Source organism: Trinickia acidisoli, from assembly GCF_017315725.1.
In the GTDB taxonomy this organism is placed as follows: domain Bacteria; phylum Pseudomonadota; class Gammaproteobacteria; order Burkholderiales; family Burkholderiaceae; genus Trinickia; species Trinickia acidisoli.
In genome coordinates, this window is record NZ_JAFLRG010000001.1 from 2939962 (window position 1) to 2958773 (window position 18812).

Annotated in this window: 16 protein-coding genes, 1 tRNA gene and 2 pseudogenes; 1 reads left to right on the top strand and 18 read right to left on the bottom strand. The window is 63.4% G+C overall.

The genetic code is table 11. The features are described 5' to 3' along the window. Positions 1-8 precede the first annotated feature (8 nt). The 17 genes and pseudogenes from nuoH to J3485_RS13455 form a co-directional block, all read right to left on the bottom strand. Positions 9-1073: an NADH-quinone oxidoreductase subunit NuoH gene (gene nuoH / locus J3485_RS13375; protein ID WP_206953048.1), complete on the bottom strand. Its 1065-nt coding sequence runs from the start codon at positions 1071-1073 to the stop codon at positions 9-11. Further along, positions 1074-3404 carry an NADH-quinone oxidoreductase subunit NuoG gene (gene nuoG, locus J3485_RS13380; RefSeq protein WP_206953050.1) on the bottom strand — a complete coding sequence of 777 codons (2331 nt, stop codon included), beginning with the start codon at positions 3402-3404 and terminating at the stop codon, positions 1074-1076. It lies immediately after the preceding gene. A gap of 112 nt (positions 3405-3516) precedes the next feature. Beyond that, positions 3517-4845, bottom strand: a complete 1329-nt coding sequence (gene nuoF, locus J3485_RS13385) for an NADH-quinone oxidoreductase subunit NuoF (protein ID WP_206953052.1) — start codon at positions 4843-4845, stop codon at positions 3517-3519. Beyond that, a complete protein-coding gene (gene nuoE / locus J3485_RS13390) occupies positions 4842-5327 on the bottom strand; it encodes an NADH-quinone oxidoreductase subunit NuoE (RefSeq protein ID WP_206953054.1) in 486 nt (161 codons plus the stop codon). The genes nuoF and nuoE overlap by 4 nt, the downstream gene beginning before the upstream one ends. Positions 5328-5449: 122 nt before the next feature. Continuing rightward, the gene (locus J3485_RS13395) at positions 5450-6703 is read right to left on the bottom strand and encodes an NADH-quinone oxidoreductase subunit D (protein ID WP_206953056.1); all 1254 of its coding nucleotides are present in this window, start codon (positions 6701-6703) and stop codon (positions 5450-5452) included. A gap of 9 nt (positions 6704-6712) precedes the next feature. Continuing rightward, positions 6713-7315 (bottom strand): NADH-quinone oxidoreductase subunit C, encoded by a 603-nt coding sequence (locus tag J3485_RS13400; RefSeq protein WP_206953058.1) that lies wholly within the window; start codon positions 7313-7315, stop codon positions 6713-6715. A 19-nt stretch (positions 7316-7334) separates the two neighbouring features. After that, positions 7335-7814 carry a NuoB/complex I 20 kDa subunit family protein gene (locus tag J3485_RS13405; RefSeq protein WP_006052903.1) on the bottom strand — a complete coding sequence of 160 codons (480 nt, stop codon included), beginning with the start codon at positions 7812-7814 and terminating at the stop codon, positions 7335-7337. Positions 7815-7879: 65 nt separating this feature from the next. After that, the gene (locus J3485_RS13410) at positions 7880-8239 is read right to left on the bottom strand and encodes an NADH-quinone oxidoreductase subunit A (RefSeq protein WP_206953060.1); all 360 of its coding nucleotides are present in this window, start codon (positions 8237-8239) and stop codon (positions 7880-7882) included. 168 nt (positions 8240-8407) lie between these two features. After that, positions 8408-8492: transfer RNA gene (locus J3485_RS13415), tRNA-Leu, on the bottom strand. A 115-nt stretch (positions 8493-8607) separates the two neighbouring features. After that, entirely contained in the window at positions 8608-8976 is a 369-nt protein-coding gene (gene secG / locus J3485_RS13420; protein WP_206953062.1) for a preprotein translocase subunit SecG, read from the bottom strand. Positions 8977-9050: 74 nt separating this feature from the next. Continuing rightward, positions 9051-9830: a triose-phosphate isomerase gene (tpiA, locus tag J3485_RS13425; RefSeq protein ID WP_206953064.1), complete on the bottom strand. Its 780-nt coding sequence runs from the start codon at positions 9828-9830 to the stop codon at positions 9051-9053. Positions 9831-9996: 166 nt separating this feature from the next. Beyond that, a pseudogene (locus J3485_RS28930) lies at positions 9997-10143 on the bottom strand (DUF1059 domain-containing protein); the annotation flags it as partial. A gap of 19 nt (positions 10144-10162) precedes the next feature. Further along, positions 10163-11007 (bottom strand): annotated as a pseudogene (locus J3485_RS13435) (FAD-binding oxidoreductase); the annotation flags it as partial. A 37-nt stretch (positions 11008-11044) separates the two neighbouring features. Next, positions 11045-12055 carry an NAD(P)H-quinone oxidoreductase gene (locus J3485_RS13440; RefSeq protein ID WP_206953068.1) on the bottom strand — a complete coding sequence of 337 codons (1011 nt, stop codon included), beginning with the start codon at positions 12053-12055 and terminating at the stop codon, positions 11045-11047. A gap of 100 nt (positions 12056-12155) precedes the next feature. After that, positions 12156-14306 (bottom strand): polyribonucleotide nucleotidyltransferase, encoded by a 2151-nt coding sequence (pnp, locus tag J3485_RS13445; protein WP_206953070.1) that lies wholly within the window; start codon positions 14304-14306, stop codon positions 12156-12158. 381 nt (positions 14307-14687) lie between these two features. Then, positions 14688-14957 (bottom strand): 30S ribosomal protein S15, encoded by a 270-nt coding sequence (gene rpsO, locus J3485_RS13450; RefSeq protein WP_206953072.1) that lies wholly within the window; start codon positions 14955-14957, stop codon positions 14688-14690. 138 nt (positions 14958-15095) lie between these two features. Further along, complete coding sequence (locus J3485_RS13455; RefSeq protein WP_206953073.1) at positions 15096-16421, bottom strand: branched-chain amino acid ABC transporter substrate-binding protein; 1326 nt, start codon at positions 16419-16421, stop codon at positions 15096-15098. A gap of 188 nt (positions 16422-16609) precedes the next feature. Between J3485_RS13455 and J3485_RS13460 the strand changes: the two genes are divergently transcribed. Further along, positions 16610-17113: a hypothetical protein gene (locus tag J3485_RS13460; RefSeq protein WP_206953075.1), complete on the top strand. Its 504-nt coding sequence runs from the start codon at positions 16610-16612 to the stop codon at positions 17111-17113. A gap of 135 nt (positions 17114-17248) precedes the next feature. On the opposite strand, the gene J3485_RS13465 is transcribed toward J3485_RS13460, so the two are convergent. Continuing rightward, complete coding sequence (locus J3485_RS13465; protein ID WP_206953077.1) at positions 17249-18793, bottom strand: 2-isopropylmalate synthase; 1545 nt, start codon at positions 18791-18793, stop codon at positions 17249-17251. Positions 18794-18812 lie beyond the last annotated feature (19 nt).

An 18812-nucleotide genomic window follows, 5' to 3' on the forward strand; every position in this document is an offset into this window, starting at 1 on the left:
CTCGCCCTTTATTTCCAGATGTTCAGCGGCGACATGATCCAGAAGCCGACCACGACCACCCAGAGAATGCACACGGGCAGGAAAATCTTCCAGCCCAGACGCATGATCTGGTCATAGCGATAGCGCGGGAACGTCGCGCGGGCCCAGATGAACACCGACAACAGCAGGAACACCTTCAGCACGAGCCAGAAGATGCCCGGGATGAACGACAGGAATCCGAACGGCGCGCTCCAACCACCGAGGAACAGCGTCGCGGCCAATGCCGAGATCACGATCATGTTGATGTACTCGGCGAGGAAGAACAGCGCGAACGCCATCCCCGAGTAATCGATCATGTGGCCCGCCACGATTTCCGACTCCCCTTCCACCACGTCGAACGGGTGGCGGTTCGTTTCGGCGATGCCCGAGATGAAGTAGACGACGAACACGGGCAAGAGCGGGAGCCAGTTCCACGACAGGAACGTGATGCCGTGCGTGGCGAACCAGCCGCGCTCTTGCGAGACGACGATGTCCGACAGGTTCAAGCTGCCCGAGGTCATCAGCACGACGACGAGCGCAAAACCCATCGACACTTCGTACGAAACCATCTGCGCCGCGGCGCGCATCGCGCCGAGGAAAGCGTACTTCGAGTTCGAGGCCCAGCCGGCGAGAATCACCCCATACACGCCGATCGACGAAATCGCGATGACGTACAACAGGCCGGCGTTGATGTCGCCGAGCACCGCTTTCGCTTGGAACGGAATGACGGCCCAAACGGCAAACGCCGGCACCACCGTCATGATCGGCGCGATCAAATAGAACCAGCGATTGGCGGCCGTCGGCTGAATCACTTCCTTGAGCAGCAGCTTGAGCACGTCGGCAATCGGCTGCAGCAGGCCGGCGGGGCCGACGCGGTTCGGGCCGAGACGCACGTGCATCCAGCCGATGAGCTTGCGTTCCCAGAGAATCAGGTACGCCACGCACAGCAGAATCGCGACGGAGACGACGACGATGCGCACGAGCGCCCACACCGTGGGCCACGCCGCGCCAAGCGCCTGGGTGCCGCCTGCGTTGATCGTATCGAACAAGCTCATTTACGCCTTCTCCACCACGAGTTCACCGAACAAGCCGCCGAGCGCCGCGCCAAGCTGCGTGCCCGCCGATACGCGCACGGCCGTGTCCGCGAGCAGCGCATCGAGCGTCGCCGCGGCCTTGACCTCCCGATCGCCCTGGCGCACACGCACCGCGTCGCCTTCCTTCAAGCCGAGCTTGTCGAACAGCGCGGCCGGCAGACCGATCGCGTTCGCGGCGCGGCTTGCCGCCGTCAGATGCAGCGAGGGTGCGCGACGCACGAGCGCGTCGGCGTGGTAGATCGCCACGTCGGCGATGCGCTCGAGCGTGCCGTTCGCCTTGGCTTGCGCGCTGCGCGCCACTGCCGTATTCGTGCGGTTGTTCAAGCGCGAAGCGTCCACACCGCTGGGCAGCGCCGCGGCACGCACGTCTTCGACCGTGTCGTATTCGAAGCCCGGCAAGCCGAGCACGTTGCCGAGCACGCGCAGCACCTTCCAGCCCGGACGCGTTTCGCCGAGCGGACGCACGACGCCGCCGAACGCTTGCAGCGTACCTTCGGCGTTGACGAACGCGCCGGCCGTTTCCGTGAACGGCGCGATCGGCAGCAGCACGTCGGCGTAGTCGGTGCCCGTCTTGAACGGCGAGAGTACGACGACCGTTTCGGCCTGACCCAGCGCGGCGCGCGCCTGCGCAGGATTGACCGTATCGAATTCGGGTTCGAGGTTCAGCAGCACGTAGCCCTTGCGCGGCTGCTCGAACGCGGCGCGAGCATCGAGGCCTTGCGCGCCGGGCAACGCGCCGACGAGGTGTGCGCCGACCGTGTTCGCCGCTTCCGTGAGGAAGCCGAGCGTCGCGCCCGTTTGCTCTGCAATCCATTGCGCCAGCGCGTGGATGCGCGAGAACTCGGGATGCTGAACGGCGCTGTTGCCGATCAGCACCGCACGGCGCTCGCCGTTCGCGAGCGCGGCGGCCACTTCTTGCGCGGCGGCCGTCGCTTCGACACCGACCGCCCCTTCGGGCAGCGCGACGCCGCGCGCTTGCGCGACGGCGGCGGCGACACCGGCCAGCGTGTCGACCCAAGCCGACGGCGCGGCCACGATCGCCTTCGCGGTCGGGATCAGCGAATTGTCGCCGGTGGCATGCAGCAGATGCAGCTTCGCGCCGCCGCGGGCGGCCTGGCGCAGACGCGAGGCCGGCAGCGGATGGTCGCGGCGCAGGAACGAGCCGATCACGAACGCCGCATCGAGCGTCGAGAGATCGGCGAGCGGCATGCCGAGCCACGGCGCGCCTTCGATGTTCGAGGCGAAATCCGATTGGCGCAGACGGAAGTCGACGTTCGGCGTACCGAGCGCTTGTGCAAGCTGCTTGAGCAGAAACAGTTCTTCGACCGTGCTGTGAGCGCTACCGAGCAACGCGAGCGCGTTCGCACCGTGATCGGCGGTTACGCCCTTCACGCTCTTCGCGACATATTCCAGCGCCGTTTGCCAGTCGGTTTCGATCCACTGGCCGCCCTGCTTGATCATCGGCTGCGTCAAACGCTCTTCGCTGTTCAAGCCTTCGTACGAGAAGCGGTCCTTATCGGAGATCCAGCACTCGTTGATCGCTTCGTTCTCGAGCGGCAGCACGCGCATGACGCGATTGTTCTTGCTCTGCACGACGAGGTTGGCGCCGACCGAATCATGCGGGCTGACCGACTTGCGGCGCGAGAGCTCCCACGTACGGGCGCTGTAGCGGAACGGCTTGCTCGTGAGCGCGCCGACCGGACACAGGTCGATCATGTTGCCCGAGAGCTCGGAGTCGACCGTCTTGCCGACGAACGTCGTGATCTCCGAATGTTCGCCACGGCCGAGCATGCCGAGTTCCATGACGCCGGCGATTTCCTGACCGAAGCGAACGCAGCGCGTGCAGTGAATGCACCGTGTCATCTCTTCCATCGAGATCAGCGGACCCACGTTCTTATGGAAGACGACCCGCTTCTCTTCGTTGTAGCGCGAGCCCGACTTGCCGTAGCCGACGGCCAAGTCCTGCAACTGGCATTCGCCGCCTTGATCGCAGATCGGGCAATCGAGCGGGTGGTTGATCAGCAGGAATTCCATCACTGATTGCTGCGCCTTGACGGCCTTGTCGGACGTCGTGCGCACGACCATGCCGGGCGACACGGGCGTCGCACAAGCGGGCACGGCCTTCGGCATCTTCTCGACTTCGACGAGACACATGCGGCAGTTGGCCGCGATCGAAAGCTTCTTGTGATAGCAGAAGTGAGGAATGTACGTGTCGACCTTATGCGCAGCCTGGATCACCATGCTGCCTTCGGGCACCTCGACCTTCTTCCCGTCTATTTCAAGTTCAACCATGATGGTGAATGGTCCTTAACCTATTACCGCTCAATCTTTGCTCGCTGTACCGCCCGCCGAAGGTCGTTCGGTAGGCAGTCGGAATGAGGCGATGGATTCGCGCGGCGCGTTGTTACGCGAGCACCGTGTCCGCAGCGCTTGGTGCATTCGCGTGGCCGCCAACGAGGCAACGCTTGTGCTCCACGTGATATTCGAATTCGTCCCAGTAATGCTTGAGCATGCCGCGCACCGGCATCGCCGCCGCATCGCCGAGCGCGCAAATCGTGCGGCCCATGATGTTGTCGGCCACCGAGTTGAGCAGGTCGAGATCTTCCTTGCGCCCCTCGCCATGCTCGATCCGGTTCACGACGCGGTAGAGCCAGCCCGTGCCTTCGCGGCACGGCGTGCACTGGCCGCACGACTCTTCGAAATAGAAGTACGACAGACGCAGCAGCGAGCGCACCATGCAGCGCGTTTCGTCCATGACGATCACGGCGCCCGAACCAAGCATCGATCCAGCCTTGGCGATCGAATCGTAGTCCATGTCCGTTTGCATCATGAGGTCGCCGGGCACGACGGGCGCCGACGAGCCACCGGGAATCACGGCTTTCAGCTTCTTGCCGCCGCGCATGCCGCCGGCCAGATCCATCAGCGTCGAGAACGGCGTACCGAGCGGAACTTCGTAGTTGCCCGGACGCTCGACGTCACCCGACACCGAGAAAATCTTCGTGCCGCCGTTGTTCGGCTTGCCGAGTTCGAGATACTGCTGCGGCCCGATCTCGAGCAGGAACGGCACCGCGGCGAACGTTTCCGTGTTGTTGATCGTCGTGGGCTTGCCGTAAACACCGAAGCTCGCCGGGAAAGGCGGCTTGAAGCGCGGCTGGCCCTTCTTGCCCTCGAGCGACTCCAGCAGCGCGGTTTCTTCGCCGCAAATATAGGCGCCGTAGCCGTGATGCGCGTGGAGCTCGAACGAGAAGCCCGAACCGAGAATGTTGTCGCCAAGCAAGCCGGCGCGGCGCGCCTCTTCGAGCGCCTCTTCGAAGCGCTGATAGACTTCCCAGATCTCGCCGTGGATGTAGTTGTAGCCGACCGTGATACCCATCGCATAGGCGCCGATCGCCATCCCTTCGATCAAAGAGTGCGGGTTCCAGCGCAGGATGTCGCGGTCTTTGAACGTACCGGGCTCGCCTTCGTCCGAGTTGCAAACGAGATACTTCTGCCCCGGAAACTGGCGCGGCATGAAGCTCCACTTCAAGCCCGTCGGAAAGCCTGCGCCGCCGCGGCCGCGCAGGCCCGAGGCCTTGACGTCGGCGATGACTTGCTCGGGAGGAATCTTCTCTTCGAGGATTCGGCGCAACTGCTTGTAGCCGCCGCGCGCGACGTAATCGGCGAGATGCCAGTTCTCGCCATTGAGGCCCGCGAGAATCAGCGGTTTGATGTGACGGTCGTGCAAAGACGTCATTTCGAAAGCTCCTCGAGCAAAGCGTCGATCTTCTCGCGGCTCATGAAGCTGCACATGCGATGGTTGTTCACGAGCAGCACCGGTGCGTCGCCGCACGAGCCGAAGCACTCGCCTTCCTTGAGCGTGAACTTGCCATCGGGCGTCGTTTCGCCGAAGTCGATGCCGAGCTTCTGTTTCAAATAATCGGCCGTAGCCTCGGCGCCGCCATGCGGACCGAGCTGGCACGGCAAGTTCGTGCAGAGCGTGATCTTGTGTTTGCCGACAGGCGCCGTCTCGTACATCGTGTAGAACGTCGCTACTTCCTGCACGGCGACAGCCGGCATGCCGAGGTAGTTGGCAACGAACTGCATCAGTTCGGGCGATAGCCAGCCGTGCTCTTCCTGAGCGACGGCCAACGCCGACATCACGGCGGACTGCTTTTGATCGGCGGGATACTTCGCCACCGCGCGATCGATTTCTTTCAGGCCTTCAGCTGAGATCATTTTCAGACACGACTCTTTCAATTCCTACCGAACGAAAACCTGCCGCCTAAGTTCGTTGCGGCAGACCCGGCGCGCCACGGGGCGAATCGAATCGCCCTCGTTTCCGGCGCGCCGTGCGGCGCTTACCGGTCGACTTCGCCGAACACGATGTCCTGCGTACCGATGATGGTCACGGCGTCCGCGATCATGTGACCGCGCGCCATTTCGTCGAGCGCGGACAGATGCGCATAGCCAGGTGCGCGGATCTTCAGGCGATACGGCTTGTTCGCGCCGTCCGACACCAAATAGATGCCGAATTCACCCTTCGGATGCTCGACCGCAGCGTACGCTTCGCCTTCCGGCACGTGAAACCCTTCCGTGAAGAGCTTGAAGTGGTGAATCAGCTCTTCCATGTTCGACTTCATGCCCACGCGCGAGGGCGGCGCGACCTTATGGTTGTCGGTCATCACCGGCCCCGGATTCTTGCGCAGCCATTCGATGCACTGCTTGGCAATGCGCGTGGCTTGACGCATTTCCTCGACACGCACGAGGTAACGGTCGTAGCAATCGCCGTTGACGCCCACGGGGATGTCGAAATCGAGCCGATCGTACACCTCGTACGGCTGCTTCTTGCGCAAATCCCACTCCACGCCCGACCCGCGCAGCATCGCACCCGTCATGCCGAGCTGCAACGCACGCTCCGGGCTCACGACGCCAATCCCAACCAGGCGTTGTTTCCAGATCCGGTTGTCGGTGAGCAGCGTTTCGTACTCGTCGACACAACCGGGGAAACGCGTGAAGAAATCGTCGATGAAGTCGAGCAGCGAACCTTGCCGCACTTCGTTCATCCTCGCGAGCGCCTTCGCATTGCGAATTTTCGACGCTTTGTATTGCGGCATCGCGTCAGGCAGATCGCGATAGACGCCACCCGGGCGATAGTAGGCCGCGTGCATGCGCGCACCCGACACCGCCTCGTAGACGTCCATCAAATCCTCGCGCTCGCGGAACGCGTAGAGGAACACGGCCATCGCGCCGACGTCGAGGGCATGCGCGCCGATCCACATCAAGTGGTTCAAGCAACGCGTGATTTCGTCGAACAGCACGCGGATGTACTTGGCGCGGATCGGCACGTCGATGCCGAGCAGCTTTTCGATCGCGAGTACGTACCCGTGCTCGTTGACCATCATCGACACGTAGTCGAGACGATCCATGTACGGCACGGATTGGATGTAGGTCTTGTTCTCGGCGAGCTTTTCGGTCGCGCGATGCAGCAGGCCGATATGCGGATCGGCGCGCTGAATCACTTCGCCGTCGAGCTCGAGCACGAGGCGCAGCACGCCGTGCGCTGCCGGGTGCTGCGGGCCGAAATTGAGGGTGTAGTTCTTGATCTCTGCCATGACGCCCTCTTAGTGTTTCAGACCGCCGTAGCGATCCTCGCGAATCACGCGCGGCGTGATTTCGCGCGGCTCGATCGTCACCGGCTGGTAGACGACGCGCTTTTCTTCCGGGTCGTAGCGCATTTCGACATAACCCGACACCGGGAAGTCCTTGCGGAACGGATGGCCGATGAAGCCGTAGTCGGTCAGGATGCGGCGCAGATCGGGGTGGCCGTCGAACACGATGCCGTACAGATCGAACGCTTCGCGCTCGTACCAGTTGGCCGAATTCCAAACGTCAACGACGGACGGGACGAGCGGCATACTGTCGTCGGGTGCGAACACGCGCAGGCGCACGCGCCAATTGTTCGACACCGACAGCAAGTGCGAGACGGCTGCGAAACGAGGGCCGTCGTAGGCGCCGTCGCCATACGATTGGTAGTCGACGCCGCACAGGTCGATCAACTGTTCGAAGCCGAGCGTGCGGTCGTCGCGCAAGCGTTTGGCGACATCGAGATAGTCACCGGCTTTCACGACGATCGTCAGCTCGCCGACCGATTCGGTGATGCTCGTCAGGCGGCCGCTAAAGGCCGCTTCGAGGTTCGCTTTGAGGGTCTCGAGTTTGCTTGCCATAGAGTGGGGAAGCTTGCGCTTATTGACGGGCGATGGTGTTGGTGCGGCGGATCTTCGCCTGGAGCTGGATCACGCCATAGACCAGCGCTTCCGCCGTCGGCGGGCAACCGGGCACATAGACGTCAACCGGCACGATGCGATCGCAGCCGCGTACGACCGAGTACGAATAGTGGTAGTAACCGCCACCGTTCGCGCACGAACCCATGGAGATCACCCAGCGCGGCTCGGCCATTTGGTCGTAGACCTTGCGCAGCGCGGGCGCCATCTTGTTGCATAGGGTGCCGGCCACGATCATGACGTCGGACTGCCGCGGACTCGGACGGAAAACAACCCCGAACCGGTCGAGGTCATAACGTGCCGCGCCCGCATGCATCATCTCGACCGCGCAGCAGGCAAGGCCGAACGTCATCGGCCAAAGCGAACCCGTGCGCGTCCAGTTGATCAGTTTGTCGGCCGTGGTGGTGACAAACCCTTCCTTCAAGACCCCTTCGATACTCATTTGCTTTGCACTCCAGACGGGACGGCGAGCTTCGCGTCGCCCGCAAGAAACCGGCGATTAACCCATCATTCCCAATCGAGCCCGCCCTTGCGCCAGATGTAGGCGAAGCCGAGCAGCAGTTCGAGCAGGAAAATCATCATCGCCATGAAGCCGAGCCAGCCGATGTCGCGCAGGGCCACACCCCACGGAAACAGGAACGCGGTCTCGAGATCGAAAATGATGAACAGGATGGCGACGAGGTAGTAGCGCACGTCGAACTTCATGCGCGCGTCTTCGAATGCCTCGAAGCCGCACTCGTACGGCGCGTTCTTTTGATTGTCGGGGCGGCTTGGGGCGAGGATCTTGCCAATACTGACAAGTGCAATGCCTAAACCGGCGCCCACGAGAAGGAAGAGCAATACGGGGAAGTAGGCTGCGAGGTTCAAGACTATCCTCTTTCGGTTGGTTCTGAGTACCGTAGGGATCGGTCCCACCCCTACAGAAAATCACTTCGTTCTATTCGTCTTGTCATGCACCGCATGGAAGACGTAAGCAAAACCCCAGAAGTGACAATGCCAGCCGTAGCGAAGCACGCGGCTGGCATTGAATAACTTTGGTGCCGACGGCGAGACTCGAACTCGCACAGCTTTCGCCACTACCCCCTCAAGATAGCGTGTCTACCAATTTCACCACGTCGGCACTGCCTGCAATCCGGGACACAACTCGTTGGAACCCGCGAATCGCTTCAAGACTTAAATTCTAACGTGTTCCCTAGAATTGTTCAACGCACAAACGCCACTTTATGTGAAATTTGTTACTTCGGCACGGCACTGCTCGACGGCGCCGGTGCCGCGACAGGCGCGGATGCGGCGGGCGCCGAAGCGACCACGCTCGACGCGGCCGGAGCCATCATTTCACCGAGCACGCCCGCGGACGGACGGGACTTGTACGAGCCGATGTAGGTGAGCGCGAGGGTGCTCACGAAGAAAATCGTGGCGAGAACGGCCGTCGTACGGGACAAGAAATTGGCCGAGCCAGTCGCGCCGAACAAGCTGCCGGACGCCCCGCTACCGAATGCCGCACCCATGTCGGCGCCCTTGCCATGCTGCAGCAGCACAAGGCCGATGATGCCCAGTGCCGACAGCAACTGCACGACGATGATCAACGTTTTAAAAAGCAGCATCTAACTCACCTAATTTGAGGTTTGAGCATCCGGCTCGGTTTGCGCCGGACACCGCTTCGCGTTGCGCGCGACGGTTAGCGAGCTAGGCTCGCCGCTTTCGCCGCCGCGCAGATCGCTAGGAAATCTTGACTCTTCAGCGACGCGCCGCCGATCAGGCCGCCGTCGATATCCGCCTGGCCGAACAGCGCCTGCGCATTCTCGGGCTTCACGCTGCCGCCATACAACAAGGCCACGCGCGCAAGCGACGCCTCTTTTTGCACAAGACGCGCCCGCAGGAACGCATGAACTTCCTGCGCCTGCTCGACCGTGGCGCTGCGGCCGGTGCCGATGGCCCAGACGGGCTCATAGGCGATGACGATGCGCGCCGCTTCCTCTACCGACAGCAGGCTCAGAACCGCATCGAGCTGCGCACCCACGACCGCCTCGGTCGTTCCTGCCTCGCGCTCGGCCAGCGTTTCACCGATACAGACGACCGGCGTGAGGCCCGACTCGAGCGCGCGCCGCGCCTTGGCCGCGACCAGATCCGAGCTTTCGGCATGATAGGCACGCCGCTCGGAATGGCCGACGAGCGCGAGTGTCGCCCCGAATTCAGCAGCCATCCCGGCTGCAACTTCGCCGGTATAAGCGCCGTGCGTGTAGGTCGAAACGTCCTGTACGCCCCACGCCACCGGCCGATCGGCGAGCAGCGCCTGCACTTGCGCGAGGTAAGGCGTCGGCACGCAAACGCCGATGCGAATCACATCGACGAGCGCGCCCGCACCGTCGGCAACCGCTTGCAGGAGCGCGGCGTTCTCCGCCAGCCGCCCGTGCATCTTCCAATTGCCAACCACCCACTTCACCCGCTGTTCCGACATGTGTCTCGCCCGTGTGTTATGTCCCCGCGCCGATGATACCGACGCATCGATGGCGTTTCGTGCCACGCGCACACGCTAAGGCGCACGCAAAACGCTCGATTTTACTGCGCTTGGCGGGACGCGGTCAAACCGCCCGCGGGGTCGGACGCATGCGCCAAGCGTGCGCTCACTTCGAGCGCGGCGCGTCGAGCGGCGGCGTACCGTCACGAAAGAGCGACGTCAATTGCGAACGCAGCTCAGGTGAATCGACATGATGATGGACCGCGACGGCGTGCTGGACGGCCGCCTCGATCAATTCCTTCTCGCTGTCCGCCACGCGCGCGCCCCTCGCACTACGCGGCCGACGGCCTGATGTTCTGGTTGTGACGAAACACGTTGCTCGGGTCGTAGCGCGCCTTGACTGCGCCGAGGCGCTCGTAGTTCGAGCCATAGGCCGCGCCCACGCGTGCGCCTTCGTCCTGAGTTAGGAAGTTGACTTAGACGCTGCCGAGCGCGAACGGCGCTGCCGCTTCGAAGAAGTCGCGCGCCCATTCGATGCAACGGGCGTCCTCGGTCGGATCGTCCCACCTCGCATGCACGTTCATGACGTAGTTCGCGTCACGGCTGCTGTAGGCTGTCGCATCGAGCGGCACACGGCATGTCGCGCCGCCGATCTGTCCGAAGAAAATCTCGCATTGAGGCGATGGCAGGCGCGCCATCGCAGCCATGACCGCATCGAGCAATCCGTCCGGCAACTCGGCGAAATCGCGCGATTCCCAGTAATTTCGCGATCCCGGAGCCAACAGCGGATCGAATGCCTTTTGCCAAGCGACATAAGGCAGCGAACCGAGATGTATTCCGTAAGGCTCGCCAAACCCGCGCACGACCTCCACCGCGCGGGCGCCTGCCTCGACCGGCCCCGCATAGCAGATCGCGAATACGATAACCGGTTTGCCATGGACTTCGGGCGGCAGGAACGGTAGCGGCGGCGCGAGCCGCATGACGGTCCAGACTGCGAGCTCGTCGGGCATCGTCCGGTCGCCGCTCGATATTTTCGCAACGCATCCGCGGCTTGTTCGAGCGGCAACACGATCAGTCCGCCATAGATTTCGGGACCCACTCGATGCAACGCGAACTCGAGCATCGTTACGACGCCGAAGTTGCCGCCGCCGCGGATCGCCCAGAACAGATCCGCGTCATGCATCGCGCGCAAACGGCGCGTTTCTTGGAATTAATCAGACATTCCAACTCAAGACGATTTTGCCGATATGCTCGCCGCTTTCCATCAGCGCATGCGCAGCGCTCGCCTCGTGGGCGGGCAGCACGCGATAGACGACGGGCTTGATGCGGCCCGCTTCGATCAGCGGCCAGAGGCGCGCTTTCAGTTGCGCAGCGATCTTCGCCTTGAAGTCGATCGGGCGGGGCCGCAGCGTGGAGCCCGTCACCGTCAGGCGGCGACGCAGCACTTCGCCGAGATTCAACTCGGCTTTCGCGCCGCCGAGCAGCGCGATGATGACGAGCCGGCCGCCGTCGGCGAGCGCCGACAGCTCGCGCGGCACGTAGCCGCCCGCCACCATGTCGAGGATCACGTCGACGCCGCGGTCGTTCGTCAACGATTTCACGACTTCGACGAAATCCTCCGACTTGTAGTCGATCGCGCGCTCCGCCCCAAGCGCCTCGCAGGCCTTGCACTTGTCAGCGGTTCCAGCCGTCGCGAACACGCGAAAGCCGAGCGCGGACGCGATTTGGATGGCCGCCACGCCAATCCCGCTCGAGCCGCCCTGCACGAGCAGCGTCTCGTTCGCTCCGCCTTCGCCCGCTCCGAGTTGCGCGCGGTCGAACACGTTGCTCCAGACGGTGAAGAACGTTTCCGGCAGCGACGCGGCTTCGACGTCGCTGAGCCCGGCCGGCACCGGCAAGCACTGCGCGAGCGGCACGTTCGCGTATTGCGCATAGCCGCCGCCCGCCAGCAGCGCGCAAACGCGATCGCCGATCGCGAGCCCGAACGGGTTGTGCCTTTCGTCTAGGTTGCCGCCGACGATTTCTCCCGCGATCTCGAGCCCCGGCAAATCGGAGGCGCCCGGCGGGGGCGCATAGGCGCCCTTGCGCTGAAACACATCGGGCCGGTTCACACCCGACGCCGAGACTTTGATCAGCACCTCGCCGTTGCCGGGCACGGGTTCTGGCCGCTCGGCGAGGGCGAGCACTTCAGGGCCGCCGAACTCGGTAATTTCGATCGCTTTCACATCGCCTCCGGGGCAGTCGCACAGGGATGGGCACCATTCTCATAAAAAAACGGCCGGCGCGCTTGGAAGGCGGCCGGCCGTTTTCGCAGATAGCGACGCGTTACTGCTGCGGCGCCTGATCCGGTTGCGCGGCACCCGCGCCGCCTTCGTTCAGCAGCGCCTTCGCCGACAAGCGCACACGGCCCTTTTCATCCGTTTGGATGACCTTGACCTTCACATGCTGACCGTCGCTGAGGTAGTCCTTGATGTCCTTGATGCGCTCGTTCGCGATCTCGGAGATGTGCAGCAACCCATCCTTGCCCGGCAAAATGTTCACGATCGCGCCGAACTCGAGCAGCTTGAGCACGGTGCCTTCGTAGACTTGACCGACTTCGATTTCGGCCGTGATGTTTTCAATACGGCGCTTGGCTTCGGCCATCCCTTCGCTGCTCGTGCTCGCGATCGTCACGACGCCGTCGTCGGAGATGTCGATCGTCGTGCCCGTTTCTTCGGTCAACGCGCGGATCACCGAGCCGCCCTTGCCGATCACGTCGCGGATCTTCTCCGGATTGATCTTGACCGTGATCATGCGCGGCGCGAACTCCGACAGCTCCGTGTTGGCACCGGCCACGGCATCCTTCATCTTGCCGAGGATGTGCATGCGGCCTTCCTTCGCTTGCGCGAGCGCGACCTGCATGATTTCCTTCGTGATCCCTTGGATCTTGATGTCCATCTGCAGCGCCGTTACGCCGTCGGCCGTACCGGCCACCTTGAAGTCCATGTCGCCGAGGTGGTCTTCGTCGCCGAGGATGTCGGTCAGCACGGCGAACTTGTTGCCGTCGAGGATGAGGCCCATCGCGATGCCCGCAACGTGCGCCTTCATCGGCACGCCCGCATCCATCAGCGCGAGGCAGCCGCCGCAGACCGAAGCCATCGACGACGAGCCGTTCGATTCGGTGATTTCCGATACGACGCGGATCGAGTAGCCGAACTCTTCGGCGCTCGGCAAGCACGCGACGAGTGCGCGCTTGGCCAGACGCCCGTGGCCGATTTCGCGGCGCTTGGGCGTGCCGACGCGGCCCGTTTCGCCCGTCGCGAACGGCGGCATGTTGTAGTGGAGCATGAAGCGCTCACGGTATTCGCCTTCGAGCGCGTCGATGATCTGCTCGTCGCCCTTCGTGCCGAGCGTCGCCACGACGAGCGCTTGCGTCTCGCCGCGCGTGAACAGCGCCGAGCCGTGCGTACGCGGCAACGCGCCCGTGCGGATTTCGATCGGACGCACCGTGCGCGTGTCGCGGCCATCGATGCGCGGCTCGCCGTTCAGAATCTGGCTGCGAACGATCTTCGCTTCGATGTCGAACAGGATGTTGCCAACGGCCGTTTTGTCAGCGGGCGACTGGCCTGCAGCCACGGCCGCTTCGTCGAGCTTGGCGTTCGTTGCGGCGTAAACTTCCTTGAGCTTCGCCGAACGCTGCTGCTTGTTGCGCAGTTGGTAGGCGGCAACGAGTTCGCCGTGCGCGATCTCGGTCACGCGTGCGATCAGCGCTTCGTCCTTCGGCGCCGGCTGCCAATCCCATTCGGGCTTGCCGCCTTCGCGCACGAGTTCGTGAATCGCGTCGATCGCCGTTTGCATCTGCTCATGGCCGAACACCACCGCGCCGAGCATCACGTCCTCGGGCAACTGATCGGCTTCCGACTCGACCATCAACACGGCGCGCTCGGTACCGGCGACCACGAGATCCAGGCTCGATTCCTTCTGCTGGCTGCGCGTGGGGTTCAATACGTATTCGTTGTTGATGTAGCCGACGCGGGCAGCGCCGACGGGGCCGTTGAACGGCAGGCCCGACACGGCGAGCGCAGCCGACGCGCCGATCAGCGCGGCGATATCGGCCGGCACTTCCGGGTTGATCGACAGCACGTGAATGACGACTTGGACTTCGTTGTAATAGCCTTCGGGAAAGAGCGGGCGCAGCGGACGGTCGATCAGGCGCGACGTCAGCGTCTCGTGCTCCGAGGGACGGCCCTCGCGACGGAAAAAGCCGCCCGGAATCTTGCCGGCCGAATAGGTTTTTTCGATGTAATCGACGGTCAACGGGAAAAAGTCTTGACCGGGCTTGGCAGTCTTCGCGCCGACGACGGTCGCGAGCACGACGGTGTCTTCCACGTCGACGAGGACGGCACCCGACGCCTGGCGGGCGATTTCGCCCGTTTCGAGACGAACGTTATGCTGTCCCCATTTGAATTCTTTGACGACTTTATTGAACATGGACATGAGTCACTCCTTCTCTCTTCTCATCTATTTGGGTTCGCCGCCTCGATGCGCGAAGCATCGCCTGACGGCGCCGACAGCCGGCACACCTACGGGAAGAGGAGTGTTATGCCATTCCAGCGCCGCGCTCGGCGATCGCGGCATAGGCGCCGCGCTGGAATGACACAAAGCTCTACCCGCCTTTACCGGCTGCTGTCATGCAGCCCGAAACGCGCGAGACATTGCGCGCCTGGCTTTTAAGTCACGTGCACGCACGGTGCGTGCCGTTCAGCTTTGCGTGGAACGACCACACCAGGTATCAAAACGCCAAGTGCAGTCGACAAAAACAAAATGCCTGCATCAGCGCACTGACACAGGCATCTTGCATAAAGCGACGGAGGCCGGTTACTTGCGCAGACCCAGCTTTTCGATCAGCGAACGGTAACGATCGGCATCCTTGCCCTTCAGGTAATCGAGCAGCTTGCGACGACGGCTCACCATGCGCAGCAGACCGCGGCGGCTGTGGTGATCCTTCGAATGCGACTTGAAGTGCGAGGTCAGCTCGTTGATACGCGTCGTAAGCAACGCAACTTGGACTTCGGGCGAGCCCGTGTCGTTCGTGCCGCGTGCGAATTGCGCGACGATGTCGGACTTCTTGATATCAGCAACAGACATTTGATTTCCTTTAAAGCAAACAAGCGGTCACGGAAGAAAGGCCGTGCCGTGGGTTACGACGAAGGGCGCATTGTAGCACAACCGTAAGCGGCGGCGCGGCCTGCCGGCTCGCCGCCGCGCTTGGGTCTTCCACTCCCCCTACGGGCGCTTCATGCGGCATTCACTCGGCGTTTCGGTGCGCTCGGGCGGCAATGCCAGCACGGTGCGAAAGCCGAAGCCCGAACCTTCGTTGTCGAAACGCACGCCCGGCGTGCCCGTCTTCTCCATTTCGATCACATAAAGGGGTTGGATCAACTGATGGTCGTCGGCACGCATCCACGCTCGATCGAAGCCGTTGTCGTATTTCATCCCTTCGAGCGCATGCGCGACGGCGGCGGCGTCGATACCGTGCGCCTGCGCGACCGCATCGGCCAGCATCTCGATCATCACGTCGATACGAGCCAGCGCGTAGTCGTCGTGCGCGGCCGGAAAGCGCGCGCGAAACGCCGCGTAATAGGCGTCCGAGGCCGCCGCGTTCGCCCGCGGCAAACGCTTGTCGGCAGGCGTGGCCGTGCCCGCGTTCGGGTGCCAGTCGGCAACGGCCAGCACGCGCCCCACACCCGCGTCGCCGATCGCGGCCGGCGCGTCGAGGCTGTTGCCGTAGAACGTATAGAACTTGCCGGTAAAGCCCTGCTCACGCGCGGCCTTCACGAGCAGCGCCAGATCGTCCCCCCAGTTGCCCGTGACGACGGCATCGGCGCCGCTCGCGCGCAACTTGGCGATATAGGGCGTGAAATCCTTGACTCGGCCGATCGGATGGAACTCGTCGCCGACGATCGCGATGTCGGGCCGCCGCGCCGCGAGCGAGGCCCGCGCGAGCGTGCTCACATCATGTCCGAAGCTGTAGTCCTGGTTGAGCAGATACACGCGCTTGACCGATTGGTCGCGCGCGATCACGTCGGCCAGCGCGTTCATCCGCATGCCGGCATGGGCGTCGAAACGGAAATGCCAAAAGCTGCACGACGCTCCGGTCAGCGCGGGGTCGTCGGCCGAGTAGTTCAGAAACAGCTCGCGGTTGTCGGGATCGCGCGCGTTTTGCTTGTCGATCGCCGCAATGAGCGCCGCCGCGACGGCCGAGCCGTTGCCCTGCAGCACGAACGGAATGTGGCGATCCGCCGCGGCGCGCAATTGAACGAGCGCCTGCTCGACGCTGCCTTGGCTGTCGAGCACGACGAGCTCGAGCGGATGCGCGCCGTCCGGTAGCTTCACACCGCCGCGCGCATTGACCCGCTCGATCGCGAACCGCACGTTGCGCTCGACCGCCGCGCCCGCGTCTGCAAAGGGCCCCGACATACCTTCGATCAGCGCCAGCCGGATCGGGGCAGCCGACGCACGCGCCGACTGCTCGCTCGCGCCCGCCATCGGCGCTGCCAGCACGCATACCGCACCGGCAATCGCCGCCCATTTCGTCCATTTACCCATCATCGCTCGTTTCCTTGCAATATTCGAAGTGCGCGGATCATAGGCCGCAAGCGTGTCCGCCCGCAAGCGGCGGCACGGTCGAGCGCTACGCCCTTGCGCTACGCCCGTGCGCAAATCTTTGGGCACTTCCTCTGTCCAAAGAAGGCGAGCTCGTGATAAAACGCCGCTCGTGGAAGTCATCGGAGGAATTCATGTCCAAGCGTCTTTCCGTCGCACTGGCCTGCGCCGCAGCGTTCGCGCTCGCCGGATGCGCGCAGCCGTGGCAGCGCTTCACGCCCGGCGAGGATCAGTCGGCGCTCGTCGCGCGCCTCGGGCCGCCGCGCGAAAGCTACGATCTGCCCGACGGCGGCAAGCGGCTCATGTGGCCGACCCAACCGATGGGCGAAGTCACGACAGCGGCCGACATCGACGCGTCCGGCAAGGTCGTGACCGTGCGCCAAGTCCTGCAGCCCAGCGAGTTCTACAAGGCGCAGATCGGCACATGGACGAAAAAGGACGTGCTCGTCAACTTCGGCCGTCCCGTCGAGACGTCGTATTTTCCGTTGATGAAGCGCCAGGTGTGGACGTATCGCTATCAGGAAGACAACGTCTGGTATCAGCTCTATAACTTCTACTTCGATCCTCAAGGCATCCTGCGGCTCACGCAAAAGACACCGGACCCGCTGCACGAACCGGAGCGCGATCGGCCGTTCTGAGGCCGCGCCAGTGCCCGCCGCGGGCATCCCGCGGTTTTGTGCTTTCGTGCACCCGCGCAATAAAAACGAAAAACCCTCGCCGGCCGAAGCCGAACGAGGGTTTTCCGACGCGGCCGACGCGTCGTCCGCGTCCGTTCAAACGCCTTGCGCGTTGACCTTGTCGACGTTCGCGGAGAGCTTGTTCAGCGCAGAGATGTAAGCTTTCGCCGAAGCCGCGACGATGTCGGGGTCGGTGCCGACGCCGTTCACGATGCGTCCGCTCTTGGACAGGCGCACCGTCACTTCGCCCTGCGCCTGGGTGCCTGTCGTAATCGCGTTGACGGAGTAGAGCAACAGCTCCGAGCCGCTGCCGACTTCGCCTTCGATCGCGTTGAGCGTCGCATCGACGGGCCCGTTGCCGCGCGCTTCGCCCACCGTCTCCTTGCCGTCCACCGAGAACACGACGCGCGCGTGCGGGCGCTCGCCCGTTTCCGAATGCTGCGCCAGCGAGACGAACTTGTAGTGCTCGCGCGCCTGCGCCGCGGCCGACTCTTCGGAGACGATCGCGATGATGTCCTCGTCGAAGATCTCCGCCTTGCGGTCGGCGAGCTCCTTGAAGCGCGCAAATGCCTGGTTCAGCTCGGTTTCGCTCTCGAGCGCGATGCCGAGCTCTTGCAGACGCTGCTTGAACGCGTTGCGGCCCGACAGCTTGCCGAGGACGATCTTGTTGGCCGACCAACCCACGTCTTCGGCGCGCATGATCTCGTAAGTGTCGCGCGCCTTGAGCACGCCGTCCTGGTGGATGCCCGACGCGTGCGCGAACGCGTTCGCACCGACGACGGCCTTGTTCGGCTGAACCACGAAGCCAGTGATTTGCGACACGAGCTTCGATGCCGGCACGATCTGCGTCGTGTCGATGCCGACGTCGAGCCCGAAGTAATCTTTGCGCGTTTTCACCGACATCACGATCTCTTCGAGGGCGGTATTGCCCGCGCGCTCGCCCAGACCGTTGATCGTGCATTCGACTTGGCGCGCGCCGCCGATCTTCACGCCGGCCAGCGAGTTCGCGACCGCCATGCCGAGATCGTTGTGGCAATGCACGGAGAAGACGGCCTTGTCGGAGTTCGGGATGCGCTCGCGCAACGTCTTGACGAGGTGGCCGTAGAGTTCCGGCACCCCGTAGCCGACCGTATCGGCGATGTTGATCGTCGTCGCGCCTTCGTCGATGACCGCTTCGAGCACGCGGCAGAGGAAGTCCATGTCCGAGCGGCTGCCGTCCTCGGGCGAGAACTCCACGTCGTCCGTGAACTTGCGCGCGAAGCGCACGGCCAAGCGCGCCTGCTCGTAGACCTGCTCCGGCGTCATGCGCAGCTTCTTCTCCATGTGCAACGGAGACGTCGCGATGAACGTATGGATGCGGAAGTGATCGGCTGGCGCGAGCGCGTCGGCGGCCCGCTGGATGTCCTTGTCGTTCGCGCGCGCGAGCGAGCAGACCGTGCTGTCCTTGATCAGCGCTGCAATCGTATTGATGGCGTCGAAGTCGCCGTTCGAACTGGCCGCGAAACCGGCCTCGATGATGTCGACCTTCATCCGCTCGAGCTGCTTCGCGATGCGGATCTTCTCTTCCTTCGTCATCGACGCGCCGGGCGACTGCTCGCCGTCACGCAACGTCGTGTCGAAAATAATCAGCTTGTCTGCCATGTCATGTCTCCAGGGGACG

Bases quoted from the DNA above. Each gene is read 5' to 3' on its own strand.
- nuoH (WP_206953048.1), bottom strand. From the start codon at position 1,073: ATGAGCTTGTTCGATACGATCAACGCAGGCGGCACCCAGGCGCTTGGC.
- nuoG (WP_206953050.1), bottom strand. From the start codon at position 3,404: ATGGTTGAACTTGAAATAGACGGGAAGAAGGTCGAGGTGCCCGAAGGC.
- nuoF (WP_206953052.1), bottom strand. From the start codon at position 4,845: ATGACGTCTTTGCACGACCGTCACATCAAACCGCTGATTCTCGCGGGC.
- nuoE (WP_206953054.1), bottom strand. From the start codon at position 5,327: ATGATCTCAGCTGAAGGCCTGAAAGAAATCGATCGCGCGGTGGCGAAG.
- J3485_RS13395 (WP_206953056.1), bottom strand. From the start codon at position 6,703: ATGGCAGAGATCAAGAACTACACCCTCAATTTCGGCCCGCAGCACCCG.
- J3485_RS13400 (WP_206953058.1), bottom strand. From the start codon at position 7,315: ATGGCAAGCAAACTCGAGACCCTCAAAGCGAACCTCGAAGCGGCCTTT.
- J3485_RS13405 (WP_006052903.1), bottom strand. From the start codon at position 7,814: ATGAGTATCGAAGGGGTCTTGAAGGAAGGGTTTGTCACCACCACGGCC.
- secG (WP_206953062.1), bottom strand. From the start codon at position 8,976: ATGCTGCTTTTTAAAACGTTGATCATCGTCGTGCAGTTGCTGTCGGCA.
- tpiA (WP_206953064.1), bottom strand. From the start codon at position 9,830: ATGTCGGAACAGCGGGTGAAGTGGGTGGTTGGCAATTGGAAGATGCAC.
- pnp (WP_206953070.1), bottom strand. From the start codon at position 14,306: ATGTCCATGTTCAATAAAGTCGTCAAAGAATTCAAATGGGGACAGCAT.
- rpsO (WP_206953072.1), bottom strand. From the start codon at position 14,957: ATGTCTGTTGCTGATATCAAGAAGTCCGACATCGTCGCGCAATTCGCA.
- J3485_RS13455 (WP_206953073.1), bottom strand. From the start codon at position 16,421: ATGATGGGTAAATGGACGAAATGGGCGGCGATTGCCGGTGCGGTATGC.
- J3485_RS13460 (WP_206953075.1), top strand. From the start codon at position 16,610: ATGTCCAAGCGTCTTTCCGTCGCACTGGCCTGCGCCGCAGCGTTCGCG.
- J3485_RS13465 (WP_206953077.1), bottom strand. From the start codon at position 18,793: ATGGCAGACAAGCTGATTATTTTCGACACGACGTTGCGTGACGGCGAG.